The organism is Arsukibacterium sp., from assembly GCF_018402695.1.
In the GTDB taxonomy this organism is placed as follows: domain Bacteria; phylum Pseudomonadota; class Gammaproteobacteria; order Enterobacterales; family Alteromonadaceae; genus Alishewanella.
In genome coordinates, this window is the sequence record NZ_JAGYIM010000010.1 from 70,547 (window position 1) to 90,854 (window position 20,308).

Consider the following 20,308-nt stretch of genomic DNA (forward strand, 5'->3'; position numbering starts at 1 on the left):
GGTGTTAACCACACTTTTTCGGACCACCTTTGCAACTGCCACCACCAGTATCACCACCGGTGTCGCCACCAGTATCGCCACCAGTATCACCACCGGTGTCTGCTCCGGTACAACCATTAGCGAGCAGGTAGTCATAAGCGGCTTTCGCTTTAACAATACCTTTACCAAACTTCACCGGGTCGCCGTTAGCAGGCAGTACTGCCGTTGCTTTTAAAGCGTTGCGAATTTCAGTGCCTGAACACTGCGGGAAGTTAGACCAAACTAATGCAGCGACGCCAGATACCGCTGGGGTAGCCATCGACGTGCCGCTCATATAACCATAATCGCTAGCTGAAGCCGAGATAGCAATATTTGCAGCGCCGACGATGTCGCTACGTGATTCTAACGCTGCACCGTAAGACGGGATATTAGCTGCGCCGGAAACGTCCATATAAACCGGACCTTCGTCCGCAATGTTGTTAATTACAACAGCGCCGATACCACCAGAGTTGGCACAGTTATTAATTTTGTCAGCAAAAGAGATATTGCCACGGTCAATAGTACAGATTTTACCGTTGGCACCGCTATCTGTCGCTTCAGCTGTACCCATATGGTATGTAGCTGCGTTCAGGTTGCCGGTGTTATCGGAAGGCGCGGCACTAAACCCAATACCGTCAGCAGTTGCTGTAACTAATGAAGTACTACCTGCAGGGTAGGTCGATAGGGTATCAACACCACCGGCGGTTGCTTCTACACAGAAACCTTCATTTGTAGTAGTGGTGGCATTTTTACCGCGGCCAGACGTCACTGTACAGGAAGGGTATTGAGAGAAAGTAGCAATATTGTTGTTGCCATCATTGGCACCAATCATCATGACCGAGGCATAACCTGCCGGGTAAGAGCGGGTAGTATTGCCGTCATTACCTGCCGCTGCCAGCACTAAACCACCATTATTAGTAAAGGTGTTAAACGCGTTCTCTTCGGTACTGTTGGCACCGCCACCGCCTAAACTCATACTGATAATTTCAGCCCCGTTCTGGGCGCACAAATTGGCAGCATGTGCTAAGTCAGACGAGTAACCCCAGCCTGCATCATTAAATACTTTAATAATATGCATCGGGTTACCTGGTGCCATGCCTACCACACCAAAGCCATTATCTGCTGCAGCAACAGTACCAGCAACATGGGTGCCGTGCGGGCCGCCATCGCGGAACCAGTCACCGGTGCCGGAATTGCTGCTACCGGTGATATTTGACCAGTCAAAATCGTTATTGCCACCACCGGTCTCACCGGTATCACGGGCAATACCAGAGTCAATTACACAAACCCGTTTGGCATTACCTAAGTTCAGGCCAACCTGATTAGCCTGTGACTGATAAACTGCATAAGGGGTTAACTGCTGAGTCACCGGGTTTCCGGCGTCATCGTTAAATAAAGCCTGAGGGTAACGCTTAACATCCGCTTCAATTAATTTAATGTGCGGGTTGTTCAGTAAACCTTTAACGGTTGCTAAATCCTGACCGCTGAAAGTGGCGGCAATAAAGCCATCCGAGTCTACTTCAATCTGGCCGCCCATTCGAACGGCTAATGCTTTTATCAGACCTTTGTTATGGTTATCTACCTGGATAACATATCGATCTGAAGCCTGAGCCTGCACTGACAAGCCCAGGGCGAGTAGTGTTGCGGCGGCGATGGGGGTAATTCTGGAATATTTCATTAGTACTTCCTTCCAAGCTGTTGCGATGAATGACTCTTCAGAGTTCTTTATTTAGTTTGTTCTTATCTATATTTATCGTGGATTTAGTGCGATTTGGCGCAATAGCTATTGCCAGCAACGCCAAATTAATTTGACGATAAATGAAGTGGAATGCAAGGTTTTTTTAGTTTTACCTAAAGCAACAACAAAATTGTATTAAAATGTAACAAGGAAGAAGCCGATACGCTGGTTTATGTCGAATCAGTGTTTTTACACCATCACACAACAATTTCGCCCCTGATTTTTGGCCTGATAAAGCGCTTTGTCGGCCTGGTTCAGTAGCACTTTGTCGCTGATATCCTGGCCCGGTAGCAAACAGGCAATACCCAGACTAATAGTGATAAAACCAGCTGTCGGGCTGGCGTGGTGTGGTAGCATCAGCGCCAATACGTCCAGCCGCAATTGCTCTGCCATTTTGAACGCCTGATCCGGACTGGTATTGGGCAGAACACAGGCAAACTCTTCGCCGCCGTAGCGTGCCACTAAATCTATCTGGCGTTGCAGGGTGTTGGCCAGAGTATCAGCAATCGCTTTTAAGGTGTCATCACCGGCCAGGTGACCATAACTGTCGTTGTAAGCTTTAAAGTGGTCCACATCCAGTAAAATAACCGCCAACGGCTGTTGCATCCGTTTTGCCATGGCGACGGCACTGTGCAATTGGCTGTCGAAATGACGTCGATTGGCGATGCCGGTAAGACCATCGGTTAGCGACTGGCGTTCCAGTGCCGTTTGCTGCGCTGCAACAGTATTACTGTACTGGGTAAAGGAGCGGGCAATATCGGCAATTTCATCATTGCTGGCGAACAGCCGGTCATCATCATCAAAACCACTGCCTGCCAGTACTTTTTCGTTCAGCAACTTTAAGCGTTTAATAACCCGCTTCTGGGTGTAAAACATAATAGCGAGCAGTAACAGGATTGCCGCCAATGCCAGGGCAAAACTGAATTGGTTTTGTCGTTCAAGGGCAGTTGACGATTGCTGGCTTAGTTGCATCAATGATGCGGCAGACTGGTAAGCATTCAGCTCGGTTTCGCTGGCGTAATCTGTTACCAGACTTCGCAGAAAGTTAGCTTTGCCGGTGGCCTTGGCAATATTACTGAGCTCGGCTTCGCGCAGCGCCAGAATGCCTTGTTCAGATAGCAGCGCTGTGATTAATTGCTGTGACAATTCAAGCGCAGTCTGCTGCTCAGTATTATGCAACTGCTTGAGCATCTGCTGATTAATTGCCAAAGCGTTATTCAGCTCTGTCCTGCTTTGGCGCAGGTTGTACAGCCGGTCAATACTGTACAAAGCAGTGATATCCCGCAACAACCCGGAGTAATGCAATAGCCACGGCTGGCTGGTGATGGTGTCAGTCAACTGCTGGCTTTGTTGCTGTAACTGGCTAAGTTTATCCAACCACTTTTTGTTATGTTGTTGCAGCACCAGGCGCTCGGCAATCAGCATATCCAGGCTGCGGGCTTCGTCAGCAATCAGCTGTAATCGTTGTTGCTGATACTGATGTTGCACATACTGCTGATGGTCCAGGCTGCTGATCTGGACGATGATCTGGCTTATTTGCTGGGAGGCCCTGGCTCTGGCCGCCTGACTGATGGCATCCCGCAGCAGTTCTGACTGCAGGTTCAGCTCTTTGACTTTGTCATGCACCTGGCTCGATTCCAACACAGCAGGAACGGCTTGCTCTGCCACGTTACTGACTATTTGCTGTGCTTGTTGTAAGCGATGATAAAACAGTAAGCTCAGTAAAATAAAAAGCAGTAAAATCAGCAATAATGACGCAAATAATAGCCGGGCGCTGGAGTAGTAGCGTTTACTGAACAGACTCATGGTTGCTCCTGCCGGCTTACGTCCTGTAAGCGGCCATCGGTGATCAGCTCAATGTTCTGCTGTTTTTTTATCGCCGCAGCAACAATATCGGCAATATTGCGGTCACTCGGGTTAAAAAAGTTCAGTTTGCTGCGTTTATTTAAAATGGTAAAACCATCACCCCCTTCGGCCAGGTATTGCAAGGTGGCACCCTTATACATTTTAGTACGAACTACGGCCTCACCATTTACCAGCAATTCCTTTACCCGGTTACCGGACGGTGCAGTGCTATCAAAACGCAGTGTTACGCCAGAGCTGTGCAGAAAAAAACCACGTTGGTTATCCAAACCACTTAAACCGTGTTCAAAGATACCGAGCAGGTCGCTGCCGCTGAGCTCGAGTAACACCGGCGTGTTGCGAAACGGCAGCTCTGCCAGAATATCGCCACGGGTCAGCATGGTATCAGCCGGGTAGTCTCTTACCCCACGAATAGTGCCACTATTAACAAAAGCCAGCTCAGCGCCGGTATAGTTTTTCAGGGTATCAGCAACAAAATTAGCAAAAGCATTTTCACGATTACGCACTTCATCGCGGCGGGTGGTAAAAGCAACCGTGCTGCGGCCAAGTGGCTCTTGCAGTAGTAATTGCAGCCGCTGGCTATGCTCCCGTATTTGCCGGGCCACCTCTGGTTTGGCAGGCAGGGTAGCGAGATCGATAGCGTGGGTTTGCAGGTTTTGCAGCTGCTGCTCAGCCACCAGCTCGGCGTTTACCACCAGAGCCTGATTAAGCTCTTGTTGCAGGATAATATCGGGTTGATCCGGCAATAGTTGCTGGCCATCATAATTGTTGCGAAACGCCAGTTGAATAGTGCCATCGGCCAGCAGCCCGGGTAAAAAATCCAGTTCGGTGGTGTGCATTAATACCAGCAGGTTGGCACCCAGGGCTTTAAGGTTGGCAGCTTGTACCAGAATAGCTTGCTCAGTAGAGGTTACCTGTAACCGCTCTAATGCATACTGTTGAATAACATAGGGGGCGACCAGGGCAATAACACCCAGTTTAATGTCGCCCTGCTGCACCAGAATGCTGTCTACCAGGCCGTCCAGATTGCCTTCAGTGATCGGGTCGTAAAGATTACTCAGTACCAGCGGAAACGCCGCTTCATAGGCCCGTTGCGACAATTCTTCCGGAAAATACGCAAAGTCGCGGTGGGACACCGCCATGGCATCCGGGTCTAAGGTGTTCAGAATGTCAATGATATGAGCGCCGCGGTCAAAAAAGCCCAGCGGGCTGGGGCCAATACTACCACCACCAAACAGAAAAAAAACCGGCGTGTCGCTGTTGCGATGTTGTGCCAACAGGCTGGCAAGGTGGGCATAGTTCGCTTGAGGGTGGTTTGCTTCTGCCATCTCAGCGGCATAAATAATGGTAAAATCTGACTCAGCGCGACTGGATAGCAGCGGATTGCTTAGCAGCAATGCGAACATCGCTAACCTGAAGAACACGACCATATTTCTATTTATGTCCGAAAACTGACCAGAAGTGGTCAGTTTAGTGGATCTTGAGCCGATGCGTAAAGCAAAGAATTCAGCTGCGCAGCCGTAAACCAGCCAACGTCAGTAGTACCAGGCAAAAAACGGCTAACGGCCAGTCGCCAAAGCGGCTGTAACCAGTGCGGCCTGTACTAAGCGGAACAGTATCAAGCAATACGGCTTCTGCAAATTGCGGCAGACGCTGGCGGATTGAGCCATCGGCGTTAATAGTCGCTGTAATACCATTATTTGTAGCACGTAGTACCGGTTTGCCAAACTCTTTGGCTCGCATCTGGGCAATTTGTAAATGTTGGTGTGGGCCGATGCTGTCGCCAAACCAGGCATCATTGCTGACGGTCAGAATAAAGTCGGTATCAGCAGTAAAGTTAGCGCGAATTTGGCGGGGGAAGGCAATTTCGAAACAAATGGCACTTAACAGCTGAAAGTCGTTGGCCAGTAAATTGGGTTGAACAAAACTGCCGCGGGTAAAAGAGCTCATCGGTAAATCAAAAATCGGTGCCAGCGCCCGCAGCCAGCTCTCAAATGGCACAAATTCACCAATGGGCAATAAATGATGTTTACTGAAGCGGTTAGCATGGCCATAAAAATAGTGGCCCTGATTGGCGTCAGCAGTATCTTTGCCCAGTACAATCAGGTTATTCCAGGCCTGCTCAGTTTTGAGATTATAATCAAGGATCCCGGTAATTAAGGCCGCATCGTTATAAAATGCCGCTTTATTCAGGTTATCCAGAAAGGCTTCTGCCAGAGGTTCAAGTTGCGGAATAGCGGCTTCGGGCCAGATGACGATGTCAGCCTCACCGAAATGTGGCCGGGTCAGATCCAGATATTTCAGCATGGTTGGCCATTCCTGCTCCGGCTGCCAGCGGAGCTCTTGCTTAATATTGCCCTGCACCATCACCAGTCTGACGTTCTGATCGCTGTATTGCCAGCCGTTTATTTGCTGCAGAAGGGGGGCGCTTGCGATCACCAATGCCGCAACCACGGCTGGGCCCACCCTGAACAAGGTTGGGCCTGGTTGGTACAGGCGCGCGAGCGCAGCGGCGCTGGCCGCCAGAATAAAGGTAATGCCGGTTTCGCCGATGAGTGGTGCGTAATCCGTTAAACCTGCTGTGGCCTGACTGTATCCCAGCGATAACCAGGGAAAACCAGTCAGCAAAAAACTACGCAGCCATTCTGCGCCAACCCAACTGGCAGCAAAGAGTAGCGGGCCGACATGGCCAGCAAGGCGCCGCCTGCTAACAAGCCCGTAGCTCAGCAATGCCGCCAGTGCCGGAAATAATGCCAGATATGCAACCAGTAATGCCATCAGCCCAAGGCTGGCAATCAGGGGTAAACCTCCAAACTGGTCAATACTGACATGGACCCAGCTAATGCCAACGCCAAACCAACCCAGGCCATAACAAAAGCCAGCCAGCGCTGCCTGGCGCCAATGACTGACATGACTCAGTACCACGACCAGCAATGCCAGGGTAAAAAATGGCAGCCACCACAGGGTAAAAGGGGCAAACGCCAGCGTGTTTAACGCGCCGGCACCACATAACAACAGGGCCGTTAAGGCAGTTTTTGCAGTAACGGTAGCTATGATCCAACATCCTCAGTTTCGGCAGTTTCTTTAGCCTTAATAACCTGCAGTTGCAGCAGGCGCCGGCTATTTGCTTTACTGACTTTAAAGGTCAGATCACCGAGCTGAATGCTTTCACCGCGCTCCGGCATATGGCCAAAGGCGTGCAACACTATGCCGCCAATAGTGTCAGCATCTTCTTCATCAAAATCGGTGTTAAAACTTTCATTAAATTCATCCAGTGGGGTCAGGGCACTGACCTGAAACACCCGCGACGCCATTTTCTTAATATCGTTGTCTTCTTCATCGTCATGTTCATCTTCAATTTCACCGACGATTTGTTCCAGAATATCTTCAATGGTCACCAGACCAGACACCCCACCATACTCGTCAACCACAATAGCCATATGGTAACGCTTCTGGCGGAACTCTTTTAGTAATGCATCGACCCGCTTACTTTCCGGAATAATTACTGCAGGGCGCAGGAATTCCCGAATATGCCAGTCGGTCTGATTTGGATCCAGCGCGTACTGCAGTAAATCTTTAACCAGCAAAATACCTTCAACGTGATCTTTATCTTCGTTGACGACCGGGTAACGGCTATGATTATTTTCCAGCAGAATAGGTAGAAAAGCGCTGACGGGTTGCTCGATGTCGATGGTGGCCATTTGCGAGCGCGGTACCATAATATCGCGTGCCCGCATTTTTGATACATCCAGTACGCCCTGCAGCATACTTTTGGTATCACTATCGATAAGTTCGCGGCTGGCCGCTTCGCTTATGATATCTTCCAGGTCTGAGATGTCCTGTGGTTCTGCACTAAAAATACTGGCGATACGCTCTAACCAGGTTTTGCCGGCAGAACCGCGGCTAGAGTGGGGGTTGTCGTCACTCATTCGTGAACTTATGCTCCATTAGTCAAAAGAAACCTAGTTATTATCCAATAAATAGGGGTTGTTGATGCCAAGACTGGCGAGAATTTGAATTTCTTCGGCTTCCATTGCCTCGGCATCGTCGTCATTTATATGGTCAAAACCTAACAAATGCAAGCAACCATGCACCACCATATGTGCCCAGTGATCATTTAGCAACTTCTGTTGCTCGTGTGCTTCTGTTTGCACCACCTGGGCACAAATCACTAAATCACCCAGCAGCGGCAGCTCAAGACCCGCTGGCGCCTGAAAGGGGAAGCTAAGCACATTGGTCGGTTTGTCTTTACCGCGATACTGCAAATTAAGCTGCTGGCTTTCCGGGGAATCGACAATTCGCACTGTGACTTCCGCTTGTGCCTGAAACGGCAATACTGCCGCATTAAGCCAGCACTGAATAGCACTTTCAGCAGGAATGCCGGGGGCTGTACTGGCTAATTGCAAATCAAGTACGACGGTCATTATTCAGCTTTGCTCTGCAACTTTTCGGCTTCATGGGCTTCATACGCCTGGACAATGCGCTGCACTATCGGGTGGCGTACTACGTCTTTGGCATTAAAAAAGTTAAAGCTGATTTCGCCAACATCGCTAAGCACATCAATAGCGTGTTTTAAACCTGAATACTGGCCGCGGGGCAGGTCAACTTGGGTAATATCACCGGTAATTACTGCTTTGGCGCTAAAGCCGATCCGGGTTAAAAACATTTTCATCTGTTCGGTGGTGGTGTTCTGGCTTTCATCCAGAATAATAAAGGCATCATTCAGGGTGCGGCCACGCATATACGCCAGGGGCGCTATTTCGATAACGCCACGTTCCAGATACTTTTCAACTTTCTCAAAGCCGAGCATCTCAAATAAGGCATCGTACAACGGCCGCAGGTATGGGTCGACTTTCTGGGCCAAATCACCGGGTAAGAACCCCAGTTTTTCACCGGCTTCAACCGCTGGCCGGGTCAGCACTATCCGTTTCACCAGGCCACTTTCCAATGCATCAACCGCACAGGCTACGGCCAGGTAGGTTTTGCCGGTACCGGCCGGGCCGATGCCGAAGCAAACATCATGACTCAGTACATTAGCGACGTAACTGGCCTGGTTTGGGTTACGGGCTTTAATTAAACCTTTTTTGGTTTTCAGGCTGAAATCGCGGGTACTGCCACTGTCATTCTGGTACTGAATATCAAAATTTTCACTGATGGTAAGATGCACCTGCTCCGGGCTGATAGCCGCTGCATGCTGGCGGCCGCCGGCTGTTAACTGAAACAACTGCCGCAGAATGTCACTGGCCGCAGCTACATTAACGTCAGGCCCCGCCACTTTAAACAGATTTTCCCGATAGCTGATATCAACCAGCAAGCGCCGTTCAATATGCTTTAAATTATCGTCATAGGGGCCGCAAAGCAGGTTTAACCTGTTGTTGTCGGCTGGCTCCAGTGCCAGTTCTGCTACATTCAAATTGTCAGTGTTCAATAGTGCACTCGCGGTTAGGGCCCGCTCAGGGCGTAAAATCAGGGCGTAAAAGTCGTCACACCTAAAGGGTCAACTTTAGGTTGTCTTGCCAGGATCTGAGCCGGGGCTATTTCACGGCGCAGGCCCATTTGCGCTTCAGTGCGGATTAAGTCGCCGCGCAAGGAGTTACTGAAAACGTCAGTAATTTTAACGTCAACAAACTGGCCAATCATTTGTGGTGAGCCTTCAAAGTTCACCACCCGGTTATTTTCCGTGCGGCCAGTCAGCTCCATAATATTCTTCTTTGACGGTCCTTCAACCAGAATGCGTTGTTCAGTACCAAGCATATTGCGGGCAATTTTCAGCGCTTGCTGGTTGATTCGATCCTGTAAAATGTACAGCCGCTGCTTTTTAGTGTCGTCACTGACATCATCAGGCAAATCAGCGGCTGGGGTGCCGGGGCGGGCACTGTAGATAAAGCTGAAACTCATATCAAAATCAATGGCCTGAATCAGGTCCATGGTTGCCTGAAAGTCAGTATCGTCTTCACCCGGAAAACCGATAATAAAGTCGGACGACATGCTTAAATTCGGCCGGATTTTCTTCAGTTTACGAATTTGCGCTTTATATTCCAGTGCCGTGTGGCCACGTTTCATCAGGTTTAAAATGCGATCTGAACCAGATTGCACCGGCAGATGTAAATGATCGACCAGTTCAGGTACGTCACGGTATACTTCAATAATATCGTCACTAAACTCGATCGGGTGTGAGGTGGTATAGCGAATACGGTCAATACCATCAATGGCGGCGACTAAGCGCAGTAGCTCAGAGAAATGGCAAATATTGCCATCATGGGTTTCACCGCGATAACCATTAACGTTCTGACCCAGCAGGTTTACTTCCCGCACACCCTGGGCAGCAAGCTGCGCCACTTCAAACAATACATCGTCCAGCGGCCGGCTGACTTCCTCGCCGCGGGTATAGGGCACCACACAGAACGTACAGTATTTCGAGCAGCCTTCCATAATCGACACAAAGGCGGTTGGGCCCTCTGCTTTGGGTTCTGGTAAGCGGTCAAATTTCTCAATTTCCGGGAAAGATACATCGACAACCGGCGAGTGTGAACCACGTACGGAGTTGATCATTTCCGGCAGGCGGTGCAGGGTTTGCGGGCCAAATACAATGTCGACAAAGGGCGCACGTTCGCGAATGGCTTTCCCTTCCTGGGATGCAACACAGCCACCGACCCCAATAATCAGATCCGGGTTCTTTTCTTTTAACGGACGCCAGCGACCCAGTTGGTGAAACACTTTTTCCTGCGCCTTTTCCCGGATCGAACAGGTATTCAGCAGAATAACGTCTGCCTCTTCCGCTTCCTCGGTCAGCGTGTAGCCATGTGTTGCATCCAGCAGGTCTGCCATTTTCGACGAGTCATACTCGTTCATCTGGCAGCCCCAGGTTTTAATGTGCAGCTTTTTGCCCATTGTTGGTCGTTACCTGTGTTGTCGCGTCTGAAAAAGGGAGCGTATTTTAGCCTGTTCGCCGCCGCAGTGCCAGCATCGTTGGCAAAAGCTTTTGCCGCTATTGGGCCCGGGTTTAAAAAAGGCGTTGCCGGGTAGTGACATAACCCGCATAAAAAATAACGATGACACCTGCCAGCCAGCCCCAGGTTACCGGTTCCTGCCAGAACAGGTAGCCAAAGGCTCCGGCAAATAACACGCTGCTGTATGTCCACATGCCGATATCACTGGCCGGAGCAATGGCAAAGGCCCGGGTCATTGCCAACTGGCCAATCGCTGCCAGAATGCCCATACCGATAAATGCCAGCCATACTTGGCCAACAAGCGGCTGCCAGCAAAAAGGTACTGGTATGGCAGAGAGTAAGGCAGTCAGCAGCGAGAAGTAAAATACAATCCGTACGGCCGATTCGGTACTGGCCATTGCCCTGATGGTCGTTTTAGTAATAGCCACTAAAAAGGCTGAAAATAAGGCCAGCAGCAGCACCAGATTCAGGCCCGGCTCGGGACTGGGCAGGGCCAGAATAACGCCGACGAAACCCAGGGCGATGCCAAAGCGTGTCAGCCGGCTGGGGCGTTCATTCAGCCAGAAGCGGGCCAGAATAGGCACAATAAAAGGCGATAGCATAATGACCATCATCGCCTGAGCCAGCGGTAACTGTGATAATACATAAAAAAAGCAGTACATCGATATCAGGCCGGTCAGGGCCCGGCTTAAATGCAAATACCAACGTTGGGTTTTCAGCATGGCAAAGCCATGACGGTATAAAAAAGGTAGCATCAGAACCAAGGCAAACAGGTTACGAAAAAACACAATTTGCACTTCGCTGGCCATATCACTGCTGTATTTCACCACCGCACCAATACCAGCAAAGCAGGCTTCCGCCAGTAACAGCAGTAATGCGCCTTTAAGCAGGTGAGGTTGCATAGGGTTCCTGACAGCGGGTCGTTTAGGCCGTGCAGTATAACAGGCCGCGGTTACGCAAAACGAGCTGTCAGCTTAGTTTAGTCGCAATCGCAGTGTCAGCTGCCGCTTAGCTGTTACTGCCTTTTAATCTTACCTGCTGCCAGAAATGCGGTATTTGCTCGGCAAGCAACGGCTTAGAATATAAATACCCCTGGATTAAGCTGCATTGACGTTCAGTGAAAAAGGCTAGCTGTTCCGTGGTTTCCACTCCCTCTGCAATACAGTATATCCCCAGGCTGCTGGCCATACTTAACATAGCGTCAATAATAGTTTCATCGCTTTTATCGATGCCGATATCGCTGACAAAGCTGCGATCAATTTTTATGGCATCAATGGGTAATTGTTTTAAGTATTTCAATGAAGAGTAACCGGTGCCGAAATCATCCAGCGCCAGTTGAACGCCCAGTGCACTTAGCGCCAGCATGGTTTCAATAGCGCTTTGCTGGTCATTCATCAACGCACTTTCGGTTACCTCAAAGCGCAGGCAACTGGCCGGCAGCTGATATTTATTCAGTAATGCTGCCGTATGGCTGGCCAGATTGGTTTGTTCAAGATGTTGGGTAGCCAGATTAACTGACAGATAAATATCAATACCGCTTTGCCGCCACAGGCTTAAATCGGCCAGTGCCCGCTCCAGCAATTGCTGGGTCATGCTGACTATCAGCCGTAATTCTTCTGCTAATGGAATAAACTCAACCGGGGACACAATACCGTCCGTGCTTTGCCAGCGCATCAGCACTTCAGCACCGACCATTGTCTGCTTGCTACTGTCGACAATAGGCTGATAAACGTTGAAAAACTCTTTGTTTTGATGCGCTTTACGCAGCCGGGTTTCTTTGGCCAGCTGCATATGCGCTTTTTCATTCATTTCATTGGTGAAAAACTGGAAGTTATTGCGACCGGCTTCTTTCGCGTGATACATCGCCACATCTGCATGTTTCAGCAGTTCCTGCGCTGTCAGCGCATCATCCGGATATAAGGCAATACCGATGCTCGGTGATACGCCAACGGTATGGGGCCCCAGTTGCATTGGCTCACTGACTACCGACAACATTTTGCGGGCGACCATGCTGACATTCTCGCCCCGGCGGTAGCCTTCCAGCAAAACGACGAACTCGTCGCCACCCAGGCGGGCAACTGTATCGCGTTCGCGCAGTGACAAGCCAAGCCGCCGTGCCACTTCTTTTAGCAGCAAGTCGCCAATATCATGGCCAAGCGAGTCATTCACCTGCTTAAATTTATCCAGGTCAATAAAACACAATGCCAGTGCTTTTTTCTCACGCCGCGATTGCTCCATCGCGTGCAGAATACGGTCCATCAGCAGGGCCCGGTTGGGTAAGCCGGTTAACGCATCATAGTTGGCCAGGTAGCGCAGCTCTTCTTCTGCCATTTTCTGGGCGGTAATATCAGTAAACACCAGCACATAGAACGAGACGTTTTGCAGCTCGCCAATGGCACTGATATTAATCAGGGTAGGGCGCTCCCGGCCATCCGGAGTTATAACCTGCTCTTCGCCCTGCCAATGCGCTCCGGCGTTTAATTCATGCAGTAATTTAGTATAGAATCGCCGCCGTACCAGACTGATCCCCAGATGATGGGTGCGGGGATTGTCCAGGTATTGCTCAACACTACCAAAGGCGTTCGAAAATGACTGGTTGGCAGCAATAACCCGTTGTTTGCTGTCCAGAATGACCACCCAGTCACGGGTTTGCTGGAATGCTTCACCAAATAATTTCGCTTTCTCCATATTGGCGCGGGTTTCGGTGATATTACTGAAGGTACCGGTGACCCGTACAACCTGCTGCTCGCTATCCAGTGCCGTAGCCCGGCCCTGATCCCGGAACCATAGCCAGTGGCCTGCCTTATGTTTTAAGCGGTAGGTGATATCAAAATTACTATCAGGATGTCTTAAAAACCGCTGCCACTGCTGTTGGTAATTCTCTCTGTCTTCCGAATGAATAAGCGACAAATGCTGTTGCAGGGTAATGTTGTTCATCAGCTCACTATAACCCAGCATCAACTGCATTCTGGAGCCATATAAGCTGTTTTTGTCGGCCCGCCATTCAAATGCACCACTATCTACCGAGGCCAGCGCCTGTTTTAAACGTTGCTCGCTGGTTGCGACTTCCTGGTGGGCCTCGCTGATGATCAGCTGCTGTTCCCGCCGCAATCGATAAAAGTGGTAAAGCAATGCCAGGCCGATTACGGCATACAGTACCAGGGCCCATGGTGAACGCCACGGGGCGGGAGCAATTCGCAAGGTCACTGAACTGACCTCACTTTCCAGGCCGGTATGCGGGGCAATGGCTACCACGTTAAATTGATAATTACCGGCGCGAAGTGTCGGAAATACTACATTATTTTCTTGTTGCTCGGGGTAACTTAGATTGTCCCGACCTTCCAGCCAGAAGCGGTAACGCATTTTATGATTGTCTCTAAAATGCATAGCACTAAACTGTAGCTGAATGCCGACATCTTCATGATCAAGATGAAATACTTTATTGTTCAGTAAATCACTAAGGGGTTTAAAGTTGCCACTTAATACACTGATATCGGTGATATTTACCTTCGGCCTTGGTTCAGCGGTCGCCAGTTTTGATGGATCTACCAGGGTGATACCACGCATACTGCCAAAAGCAAGCCGGCCATCCGGCAACACAGCTGATGCGGTACCATTATATTCATGAACGCTTAAACCATCGGCTTTACTGAAGTGTTCTATTTGCAGGGTGTTAGGTTTTAACCGGCTCAAGCCGCGATGGGATGAAAACCAGATATCGCCGGCCTGATCTTTTTGCAAGGCATAAGCTTGCTCAGCGATAAGTTTGTCATCCGTCGAAAACTGATGTTTTAATTCCAGGGACGCGCTGTCGAATCCCAACAAACCGATACCATTAATACCAAGCCACAGAATACCATAATCGTCCAGTACCATTTGATCTGCATAGCGCTGCAATTCTGGGCGGTAGGGGCTGGCCTGATATAACTGAGTGAGGGTATTGTGACGACTGTTATAAATCCATAGCTCATCGGAAGTCGTTACCAGTAGCTGGTCAGGATTACCAGGTAAGGCGCCGACAATGCCGCCATAATAATGCAGCGGTAATTGCTGAAATACATCAAGTTCAGTAATGGCGCCATTTGCCGGCGTATAGCGGTAAACTTTGCCATCCTGACTGAAATATAACTGGCTGTTTCCTTGTCCAGCGTTAGCATAATAGTAGAAGCTGCTACTCCCGAGCAGGGCGCGTTGTTGCTCATCTGCGACCGGCAGGGGTAATGTTTTACCTGCTTCAATATCGAATAAATTTAGTCCGTCTGCTGAAACAAACCACAGTAACCCGGCATTGTTGGGGTCTAATATAACCTGAATAACAGTACCCGAATGCCAGACGGCTTTCAGGTCTTCGGACACAAAATACGACTGGGTAACCCCGGTGGCAACATTAACTTTGTTTAAGCCGTTACTGGTGCCAATCCATAAATTGTTGGCAGGATCTGCAGCTAACTGATAAATCTTGTCGTTGCTAAGTTGCTTACCCAGGGTAGTTTGCCGGCTGATATGCTCAAATGCCAGAGAGCGCGGATGCCAGTAAAAAAACCCATCGTCTCGCGCTGCCAACCAGTATCCACCAAAATCGTCAGCTACTAAATCCAGAATGTTATTGTCATACAGCCCCAGATCACTGTCGCTGAAGCGCAGTAAGAACTGTAGGGTATTATCGTCACTGTTGAAGTTAAATAAACCTTGTTCAGTCGCGATCAGCGCTTTATCGTCCAGCCAGTGCATCTGCCAGATATTGTAATCGATAATATGCTGTCTGGCATGTAAAGGCTGGCTGGCCATGGCGGTGCCGGGTTTTGCTGCTTCTAAATCTGGCAGATATACGCTGTAAAGTCCTTCAACAGTGCCAATATACAGACGGTCTGAGGCTATGCTCAGATGTTTTACCTGTTGCTGATCCTCAGTTGCAGTTTGTTTATCTAAATAAGGTATGTAGTGATGCTTGTCAGTTGTTAAGTCGTACTGAATAAGGCCGTCAAAGGAACCGATAAACAGTTGCTCGTTATGGAGTAACAGCGTCCTAAGCCAGCCATCTTCAACATTAAGTTTGGTTAAGCTGAGCAGCTGGGTACTCTCGCCGGTATTTTTATTGAAGCGATGCACTTCATCATCGAGGATGTATAGCAGATGATCGTTATCCTGATCAATAACATCAATAATAAACTGGTACCGCTGCTGCTCGCTATCAACAGGCAGCGACATAAATAAATTAAACGTACTGGAGTCTTTGTCGTACAAATACAAACCGATATTTTCAGCAGCCGCCCAGATCCTACCCTGCTTGTCCTCGATTATCCGGCTGAAAGAAATATCATCAAAATTGTGCTCTGCCGCATGCATATGGGTCACTTTATTCGCGTCAAAGCGATTCAGTCCCCCTGCAGTTGCTACCCATAAAAAACCATTGCTGTCTATCATCATATCCAGCACAGTACTTTGTGATAAGCCCTGATCCGGGGTCAGTGGTTGCAACAATGGCTTTTGCGCCAGACTTGACGCAGACAAGATCAACAGCAGGCCGAACAGTAGGGTTCTGAAAAAACTTCCGTTTAGTTCTGGCAACAGATCAACTCTGAATATCACGTAATTATCCACTCCGGCAGCTTTATATTATTATTTTTAGTGCAGCTTTCAGCTGCGTCAGACCATATACCGAGTAAGCCGGTAATGTCCAGTGCTCAGTATACAACTTATATTGTTCAGGCGGCTAAAAAGGAATAGGCAGCATACAGTGCTAAAACGCTGCTTAAAATCAGAATTAATGCAGTTTGCTGGGCATTAATAAACAGTACCGCGCGCAATATATCGTTTGCTGCTGGTTCGGTACCATTTCCCAGTCGCTGACGGGGCGTTTTCGTGCCGGCATAAAATGCCGGGCCGCCAAGTCTGCTGCTAAGGGCACTGGCGCCAGCTGCCAGCAATAAGCGGCTGGGCCAGTTAAAGAACAGTGCTTCATTGGTTCGGTAATTACGCCAGGCCCTGCTAAGCCCGGTCTGCAAGGCCAGTAACAAGGCGGAAATGACTAGTCCAGGCGCAACAGCCAGTTGATAACAACGTGCGGCTGTGAGGCCAAAATAGCGATAGTGTGGCAGTTTACTGTTCCATTGACGAGCGGCAACCTGCAACAAGGTGTAAGCCAATGTCAGTAAACCGCCACCAACCAAGAACCAGAATATAACGGCAACCAGATTGGCAGCATTAGAATGCAATACACTTTCGATGCAGGCTTTACTTAACCCCATTGCAGACAAATTCTGGCGGTCACGCAGCAGTAATGGCCTGGCGCGCTGCCGGGCCAGGGTAAGCTGTTGGCGGTTAATGCTGTCAGCGACCGCCGCCGCCTGTTGCAGGGTGAGCCTGCTGCCCAGACAGAAATACAGAATCAGCGCATCCAGCACCAGTGGCAGTTCTGATAGCAGGTAGAAACCATAAGCAATGGCCAGGGTAAGGGTAAGCAGCAGTAATAACGCCAGGGTGCCCGACAATTGTTGCTGAAAATGACTACGACTGATATCCGGGTGTACCTTTTTTGCCAGTTGCTGCAGCAATACCGCCAGCGCGCGAAACGGTGCCCTGGCGCCGGGCAGCACCAACCAGCGGCTGGCCAGCAGAGCAAGCAGTGCCATTAGTGGCCAGGCGGGCAGGGTATTAAGCCATTGCATCAGGTTAGTGTTGCGTAGTGTGCTACAGGGGTCATGATAACTGAACAGCGCTGAGCTGACCGAGTAACGCCACCACCATGGCAGAGCTGTTTTTCGATGCGACTTCCAGGTAAGCGTCGAACGACACCGGTGATTCTTTGCCGGCGATGTCACTTAAGCTTCTGATCACCACGAACGGGGTATTCAGCATATAACACACCTGAGCAATGGCTGCACCTTCCATTTCTACTGCCAGCATGTCGGGAAAGCGCTTGCGGGTTTGGGCTATGCGTTCCGGATCACACATAAAGCTGTCGCCGGTAGTTATCAGGCCGCTTTTGGTTTTACAAAAGCCCAGGCTGGCAATCGTTTGGGCAGCCGCTTTTACTAAATCCGGGTGGGCAGTATAGGCGGCAGGCATTTGCGGTACTTGGCCATATTCATAGCCAAAGGCCGTAACATCGACATCATGATGGCGCACTTCAGTACCAATAGCGATATCACCGACACTCAGCTCGGGGTCAAAGCCACCGGCAGAGCCGGTATTGATAACGCAATCTGGTTTATAGTGGTCTATTAACAGGGTTGTCGCCACGGCCGCGGCAACTTTACCAATACCTGATTGCACAATAACCACGTCGTTACCGGCGAGCTGACCACGAACAAACTGATAGTTGCCAATTTGCTCAGTGCTGTTTGCAGTCAGTTGCTGTTTAAGTAAGGCAACTTCAGGTTCCATTGCACCGATAATACCAAATAACTTCATAACTGGGCCCATTTACTGAAAACGCTAGACTAAAAACACTAGTATAAAGGCCCTGAACCAGAAAATCCTCTGTAAATCGTGGTTACGCAGGTAAAGATTAAGCCGGTGAGTTCAGCTTAATTTCGGTTGCCGGGCCACCCGCGGTAAGCTTGCCTTGCTGATAGTCGCGAATTGCCTGCTCAATTTCCGCATTGCTGTTCATCACAAAAGGACCATACTGCACAATGGGTTCGCCAATAGGCTTGCCGGCCAGCAATATTAAGCTGACGTCAGTGCTGGCCACCAGAGTGACGCTTTCGCCCTGGTTTAATAAACCGGCATGATGCTCATTGAGCTGCTGCAGACTGCCGGCATTTTTCACGGCTAGGCTGCCGGCAAACGGATATAGCAATGCATGATGGCCCGCCGGCAACGGCACAGTAAGCTCGGTACCGGCATTAAGCCGGATATCGTAAAACTGCGGTTCAGTGCTTAAACCACTAATCGGACCGGTAACTGCATCCTTGGTAGTGTTAAAGCTGCCAGCGATGACTTTCACTTTGGCACCGGTTATCGGCGTAAACTGCGGTATCTGTTCCGGGCTGATATCTGCATAGGCAGCCGGTTTCATTTTCTCTGCTGCCGGCAGGTTAAGCCACAACTGAAAGCCCCGCATCAGGCCCTGCTCCTGTTGCGGCATCTCGGAGTGGATAATGCCACGCCCTGCCGTCATCCATTGCACACCACCACTTTTCAAATGGCCTTTATTGCCCAGATGGTCTTCATGCAACATATGCCCATCAAGCATATAAGTGACTGTTTCAAATCCCCGGTGTGGATGGGGCGGAAAACCTTTAATGTAATCATCGGCCTGTTCCGAGCCAAAACAGTCGAGCATTAAAAACGGATCAAAGCGTAACTGCGCATTGAGGCCAAGGCTGCGTTTAATCTTCACGCCGGCACCATCTGATACCGACATGGCCGGAATTATTTGCTGTAAACTGCGGTTGCTCATGATTTGCTCCTGCCAGAATCTGGGTGTCTGCTATTAAAGCGCAACTTATCAGAATATAAAATGCCATTTTTGGCCGGTATTCGTTCGAAAAAGCTGAAAGATTGTCGGAATAACGATTAAGTTCAGCAGCTGTTAAGTCTGGGAGGCTAAGCTACAACCTGATTGCGACACTGACAGATTGACTTGACTTGAAAAAGTAATGGAGTAACAAAATGAAAAAAGTATTAGTAGCATCAGCCCTGGTGGCAATGGCAGTAAGCGCAAATAGCATGGCGAACCCGGTCTGGGATTACGTTGGCGCTGGATACACCGATGCTGCTGGCGATGGTCCTTACATTGAAGGTTCTTTCCGCTTAAATCGCAACTGGGTAGCAGACGCCAGCTATGCTCGCTTATCAAATGGCCCATTCGATGCTAATCAGCTGAAGGCCGGTTTAAACTATGTAATGGGCACAACCCTGGATTTTGCTCCTAACACCCAGACTTATTTATTAGGTGGTGTTGAGAACTGGTCAGGCGATGCTGATGAGACCGGTGCCTATGCCGGGGTGGGTGTGCGTCATCCATTAACCCCGCAGGTGGAGTTATACAGCGAAGCCACCTACCACACGGTATATGACGACCATGGCAGTTTAGCCGGCGGTATTGCCTATTTTTTAAGCCCGGACTGGGCCATTCGCGGCAATCTGGCTTTAAATAGCGGTGACGTTAAAAATGAGTTCCGCTTTGGTGTGTCTTACCAGTTCTGATGACAGGCTTATAAGATGTTGCTGCTAGCGGCGTCTTAACATTTTTGCTTGCAGGTTTGCCGGGCTATGCCCGGCTTTTTTATGCCCTGGCATCAGGTTTCAGCACTGCGCAGTAAGTTTCTGCTCGTGGCTAACTTTTTGTTCATGCGCTAACAGCCAGGCTTTATTATCCAGACCACCGGCATAACCGGTGAGGGTGCCGTTGGCGCCAATAACCCGATGACAGGGCACGACAATTGCGATCGGGTTTTTACCATTAGCGGCCCCGACTGCCCGCACTGCTTTTGGGTTAGCAATCTGTCTGGCAATTGTGGCATAGCTACAGGTTTGGCCAAACGGTAGCTGGCACAGCGCCTGCCATACTTGCTGCTGAAATAATGTTCCCTTTGCTGCCAGAGGCAGACTGAATTGGGTGAGGGTGCCGGCAAAATACTGCTGTAACTGGGTGGCAGCCTGTGCTGTTAAGCGGGATGGCAGATCTGGCGCTGTGGTCTGTCTACCAAGATTAATTTGGGTTATTCCTTGCTCACTGGCGAAAATCTGCAGCGGCCCCAAGGGGCTGTCGATAGTTTGCTGAAACATA

At 49.7% G+C, this 20,308-nt stretch carries 15 protein-coding genes; 1 reads left to right on the forward strand and 14 read right to left on the reverse strand.

Going from position 1 to position 20,308, the window contains the following annotated elements:
- Positions 1 to 4: 4 nt before the first annotated feature.
- From KG631_RS04620 to KG631_RS04680, 13 genes are all read right to left on the reverse strand, one after another.
- Positions 5 to 1,696: a S8 family serine peptidase gene (locus KG631_RS04620; RefSeq protein WP_213995702.1), complete on the reverse strand. Its 1,692-nt coding sequence runs from the start codon at positions 1,694 to 1,696 to the stop codon at positions 5 to 7.
- 249 nt (positions 1,697 to 1,945) lie between these two features.
- Positions 1,946 to 3,562: a GGDEF domain-containing protein gene (locus tag KG631_RS04625; RefSeq protein WP_213995703.1), complete on the reverse strand. Its 1,617-nt coding sequence runs from the start codon at positions 3,560 to 3,562 to the stop codon at positions 1,946 to 1,948.
- Positions 3,559 to 5,025: a 5'-nucleotidase C-terminal domain-containing protein gene (locus KG631_RS04630; protein WP_213995704.1), complete on the reverse strand. Its 1,467-nt coding sequence runs from the start codon at positions 5,023 to 5,025 to the stop codon at positions 3,559 to 3,561. Before KG631_RS04630 ends, KG631_RS04625 begins: the two co-directional genes overlap by 4 nt.
- Positions 5,026 to 5,125: 100 nt before the next feature.
- Positions 5,126 to 6,634, reverse strand: a complete 1,509-nt coding sequence (gene lnt / locus KG631_RS04635; RefSeq protein WP_301003608.1) for an apolipoprotein N-acyltransferase — start codon at positions 6,632 to 6,634, stop codon at positions 5,126 to 5,128.
- Between the two features lie 35 nt (positions 6,635 to 6,669).
- A complete protein-coding gene (locus KG631_RS04640; protein ID WP_213995705.1) occupies positions 6,670 to 7,548 on the reverse strand; it encodes a transporter associated domain-containing protein in 879 nt (292 codons plus the stop codon).
- Between the two features lie 33 nt (positions 7,549 to 7,581).
- Positions 7,582 to 8,043, reverse strand: a complete 462-nt coding sequence (gene ybeY, locus KG631_RS04645) for an rRNA maturation RNase YbeY (protein WP_213995706.1) — start codon at positions 8,041 to 8,043, stop codon at positions 7,582 to 7,584.
- Positions 8,043 to 9,047 carry a PhoH family protein gene (locus KG631_RS04650; RefSeq protein ID WP_213995707.1) on the reverse strand — a complete coding sequence of 335 codons (1,005 nt, stop codon included), beginning with the start codon at positions 9,045 to 9,047 and terminating at the stop codon, positions 8,043 to 8,045. Before KG631_RS04650 ends, ybeY begins: the two co-directional genes overlap by 1 nt.
- A 38-nt stretch (positions 9,048 to 9,085) precedes the next feature.
- Positions 9,086 to 10,510: a tRNA (N6-isopentenyl adenosine(37)-C2)-methylthiotransferase MiaB gene (miaB, locus tag KG631_RS04655; RefSeq protein ID WP_213995708.1), complete on the reverse strand. Its 1,425-nt coding sequence runs from the start codon at positions 10,508 to 10,510 to the stop codon at positions 9,086 to 9,088.
- 112 nt (positions 10,511 to 10,622) lie between these two features.
- Positions 10,623 to 11,471, reverse strand: coding sequence for a DMT family transporter (locus KG631_RS04660; RefSeq protein WP_213995709.1), 849 nt, complete (start codon positions 11,469 to 11,471; stop codon positions 10,623 to 10,625).
- A gap of 106 nt (positions 11,472 to 11,577) precedes the next feature.
- The gene (locus KG631_RS04665) at positions 11,578 to 16,080 is read right to left on the reverse strand and encodes an EAL domain-containing protein (RefSeq protein ID WP_301003609.1); all 4,503 of its coding nucleotides are present in this window, start codon (positions 16,078 to 16,080) and stop codon (positions 11,578 to 11,580) included.
- Positions 16,081 to 16,274: 194 nt separating this feature from the next.
- The gene (locus KG631_RS04670) at positions 16,275 to 17,237 is read right to left on the reverse strand and encodes a cobalamin biosynthesis protein (RefSeq protein WP_213995710.1); all 963 of its coding nucleotides are present in this window, start codon (positions 17,235 to 17,237) and stop codon (positions 16,275 to 16,277) included.
- A gap of 31 nt (positions 17,238 to 17,268) precedes the next feature.
- Entirely contained in the window at positions 17,269 to 17,982 is a 714-nt protein-coding gene (mtnN, locus tag KG631_RS04675; protein WP_213995711.1) for a 5'-methylthioadenosine/S-adenosylhomocysteine nucleosidase, read from the reverse strand.
- 97 nt (positions 17,983 to 18,079) lie between these two features.
- Positions 18,080 to 18,976, reverse strand: a complete 897-nt coding sequence (locus KG631_RS04680; RefSeq protein ID WP_213995712.1) for a pirin family protein — start codon at positions 18,974 to 18,976, stop codon at positions 18,080 to 18,082.
- Positions 18,977 to 19,188: 212 nt separating this feature from the next.
- Here KG631_RS04680 and KG631_RS04685 point away from each other — a divergent pair, with 212 nt between their 5' ends.
- Positions 19,189 to 19,725 carry a hypothetical protein gene (locus KG631_RS04685; RefSeq protein WP_213995713.1) on the forward strand — a complete coding sequence of 179 codons (537 nt, stop codon included), beginning with the start codon at positions 19,189 to 19,191 and terminating at the stop codon, positions 19,723 to 19,725.
- Positions 19,726 to 19,824: 99 nt separating this feature from the next.
- On the opposite strand, the gene KG631_RS04690 is transcribed toward KG631_RS04685, so the two are convergent.
- Positions 19,825 to 20,307 (reverse strand): methylated-DNA--[protein]-cysteine S-methyltransferase, encoded by a 483-nt coding sequence (locus KG631_RS04690; RefSeq protein WP_213995714.1) that lies wholly within the window; start codon positions 20,305 to 20,307, stop codon positions 19,825 to 19,827.
- Position 20,308 lies beyond the last annotated feature (1 nt).

What these genes read in the sequence shown, in the direction of transcription:
- KG631_RS04630 (WP_213995704.1), bottom strand. Translation starts at nt 5,025, where the DNA reads ATGTTCGCATTGCTGCTAAGCAATCCGCTGCTATCCAGTCGCGCTGAG.
- ybeY (WP_213995706.1), bottom strand. Translation starts at nt 8,043, where the DNA reads ATGACCGTCGTACTTGATTTGCAATTAGCCAGTACAGCCCCCGGCATT.
- KG631_RS04670 (WP_213995710.1), bottom strand. Translation starts at nt 17,237, where the DNA reads ATGCAATGGCTTAATACCCTGCCCGCCTGGCCACTAATGGCACTGCTT.
- KG631_RS04680 (WP_213995712.1), bottom strand. Translation starts at nt 18,976, where the DNA reads ATGAGCAACCGCAGTTTACAGCAAATAATTCCGGCCATGTCGGTATCA.
- KG631_RS04640 (WP_213995705.1), bottom strand. Translation starts at nt 7,548, where the DNA reads ATGAGTGACGACAACCCCCACTCTAGCCGCGGTTCTGCCGGCAAAACC.
- KG631_RS04685 (WP_213995713.1), top strand. Translation starts at nt 19,189, where the DNA reads ATGAAAAAAGTATTAGTAGCATCAGCCCTGGTGGCAATGGCAGTAAGC.
- miaB (WP_213995708.1), bottom strand. Translation starts at nt 10,510, where the DNA reads ATGGGCAAAAAGCTGCACATTAAAACCTGGGGCTGCCAGATGAACGAG.
- KG631_RS04660 (WP_213995709.1), bottom strand. Translation starts at nt 11,471, where the DNA reads ATGCAACCTCACCTGCTTAAAGGCGCATTACTGCTGTTACTGGCGGAA.
- mtnN (WP_213995711.1), bottom strand. Translation starts at nt 17,982, where the DNA reads ATGAAGTTATTTGGTATTATCGGTGCAATGGAACCTGAAGTTGCCTTA.
- KG631_RS04620 (WP_213995702.1), bottom strand. Translation starts at nt 1,696, where the DNA reads ATGAAATATTCCAGAATTACCCCCATCGCCGCCGCAACACTACTCGCC.
- KG631_RS04625 (WP_213995703.1), bottom strand. Translation starts at nt 3,562, where the DNA reads ATGAGTCTGTTCAGTAAACGCTACTACTCCAGCGCCCGGCTATTATTT.
- KG631_RS04690 (WP_213995714.1), bottom strand. Translation starts at nt 20,307, where the DNA reads ATGTTTCAGCAAACTATCGACAGCCCCTTGGGGCCGCTGCAGATTTTC.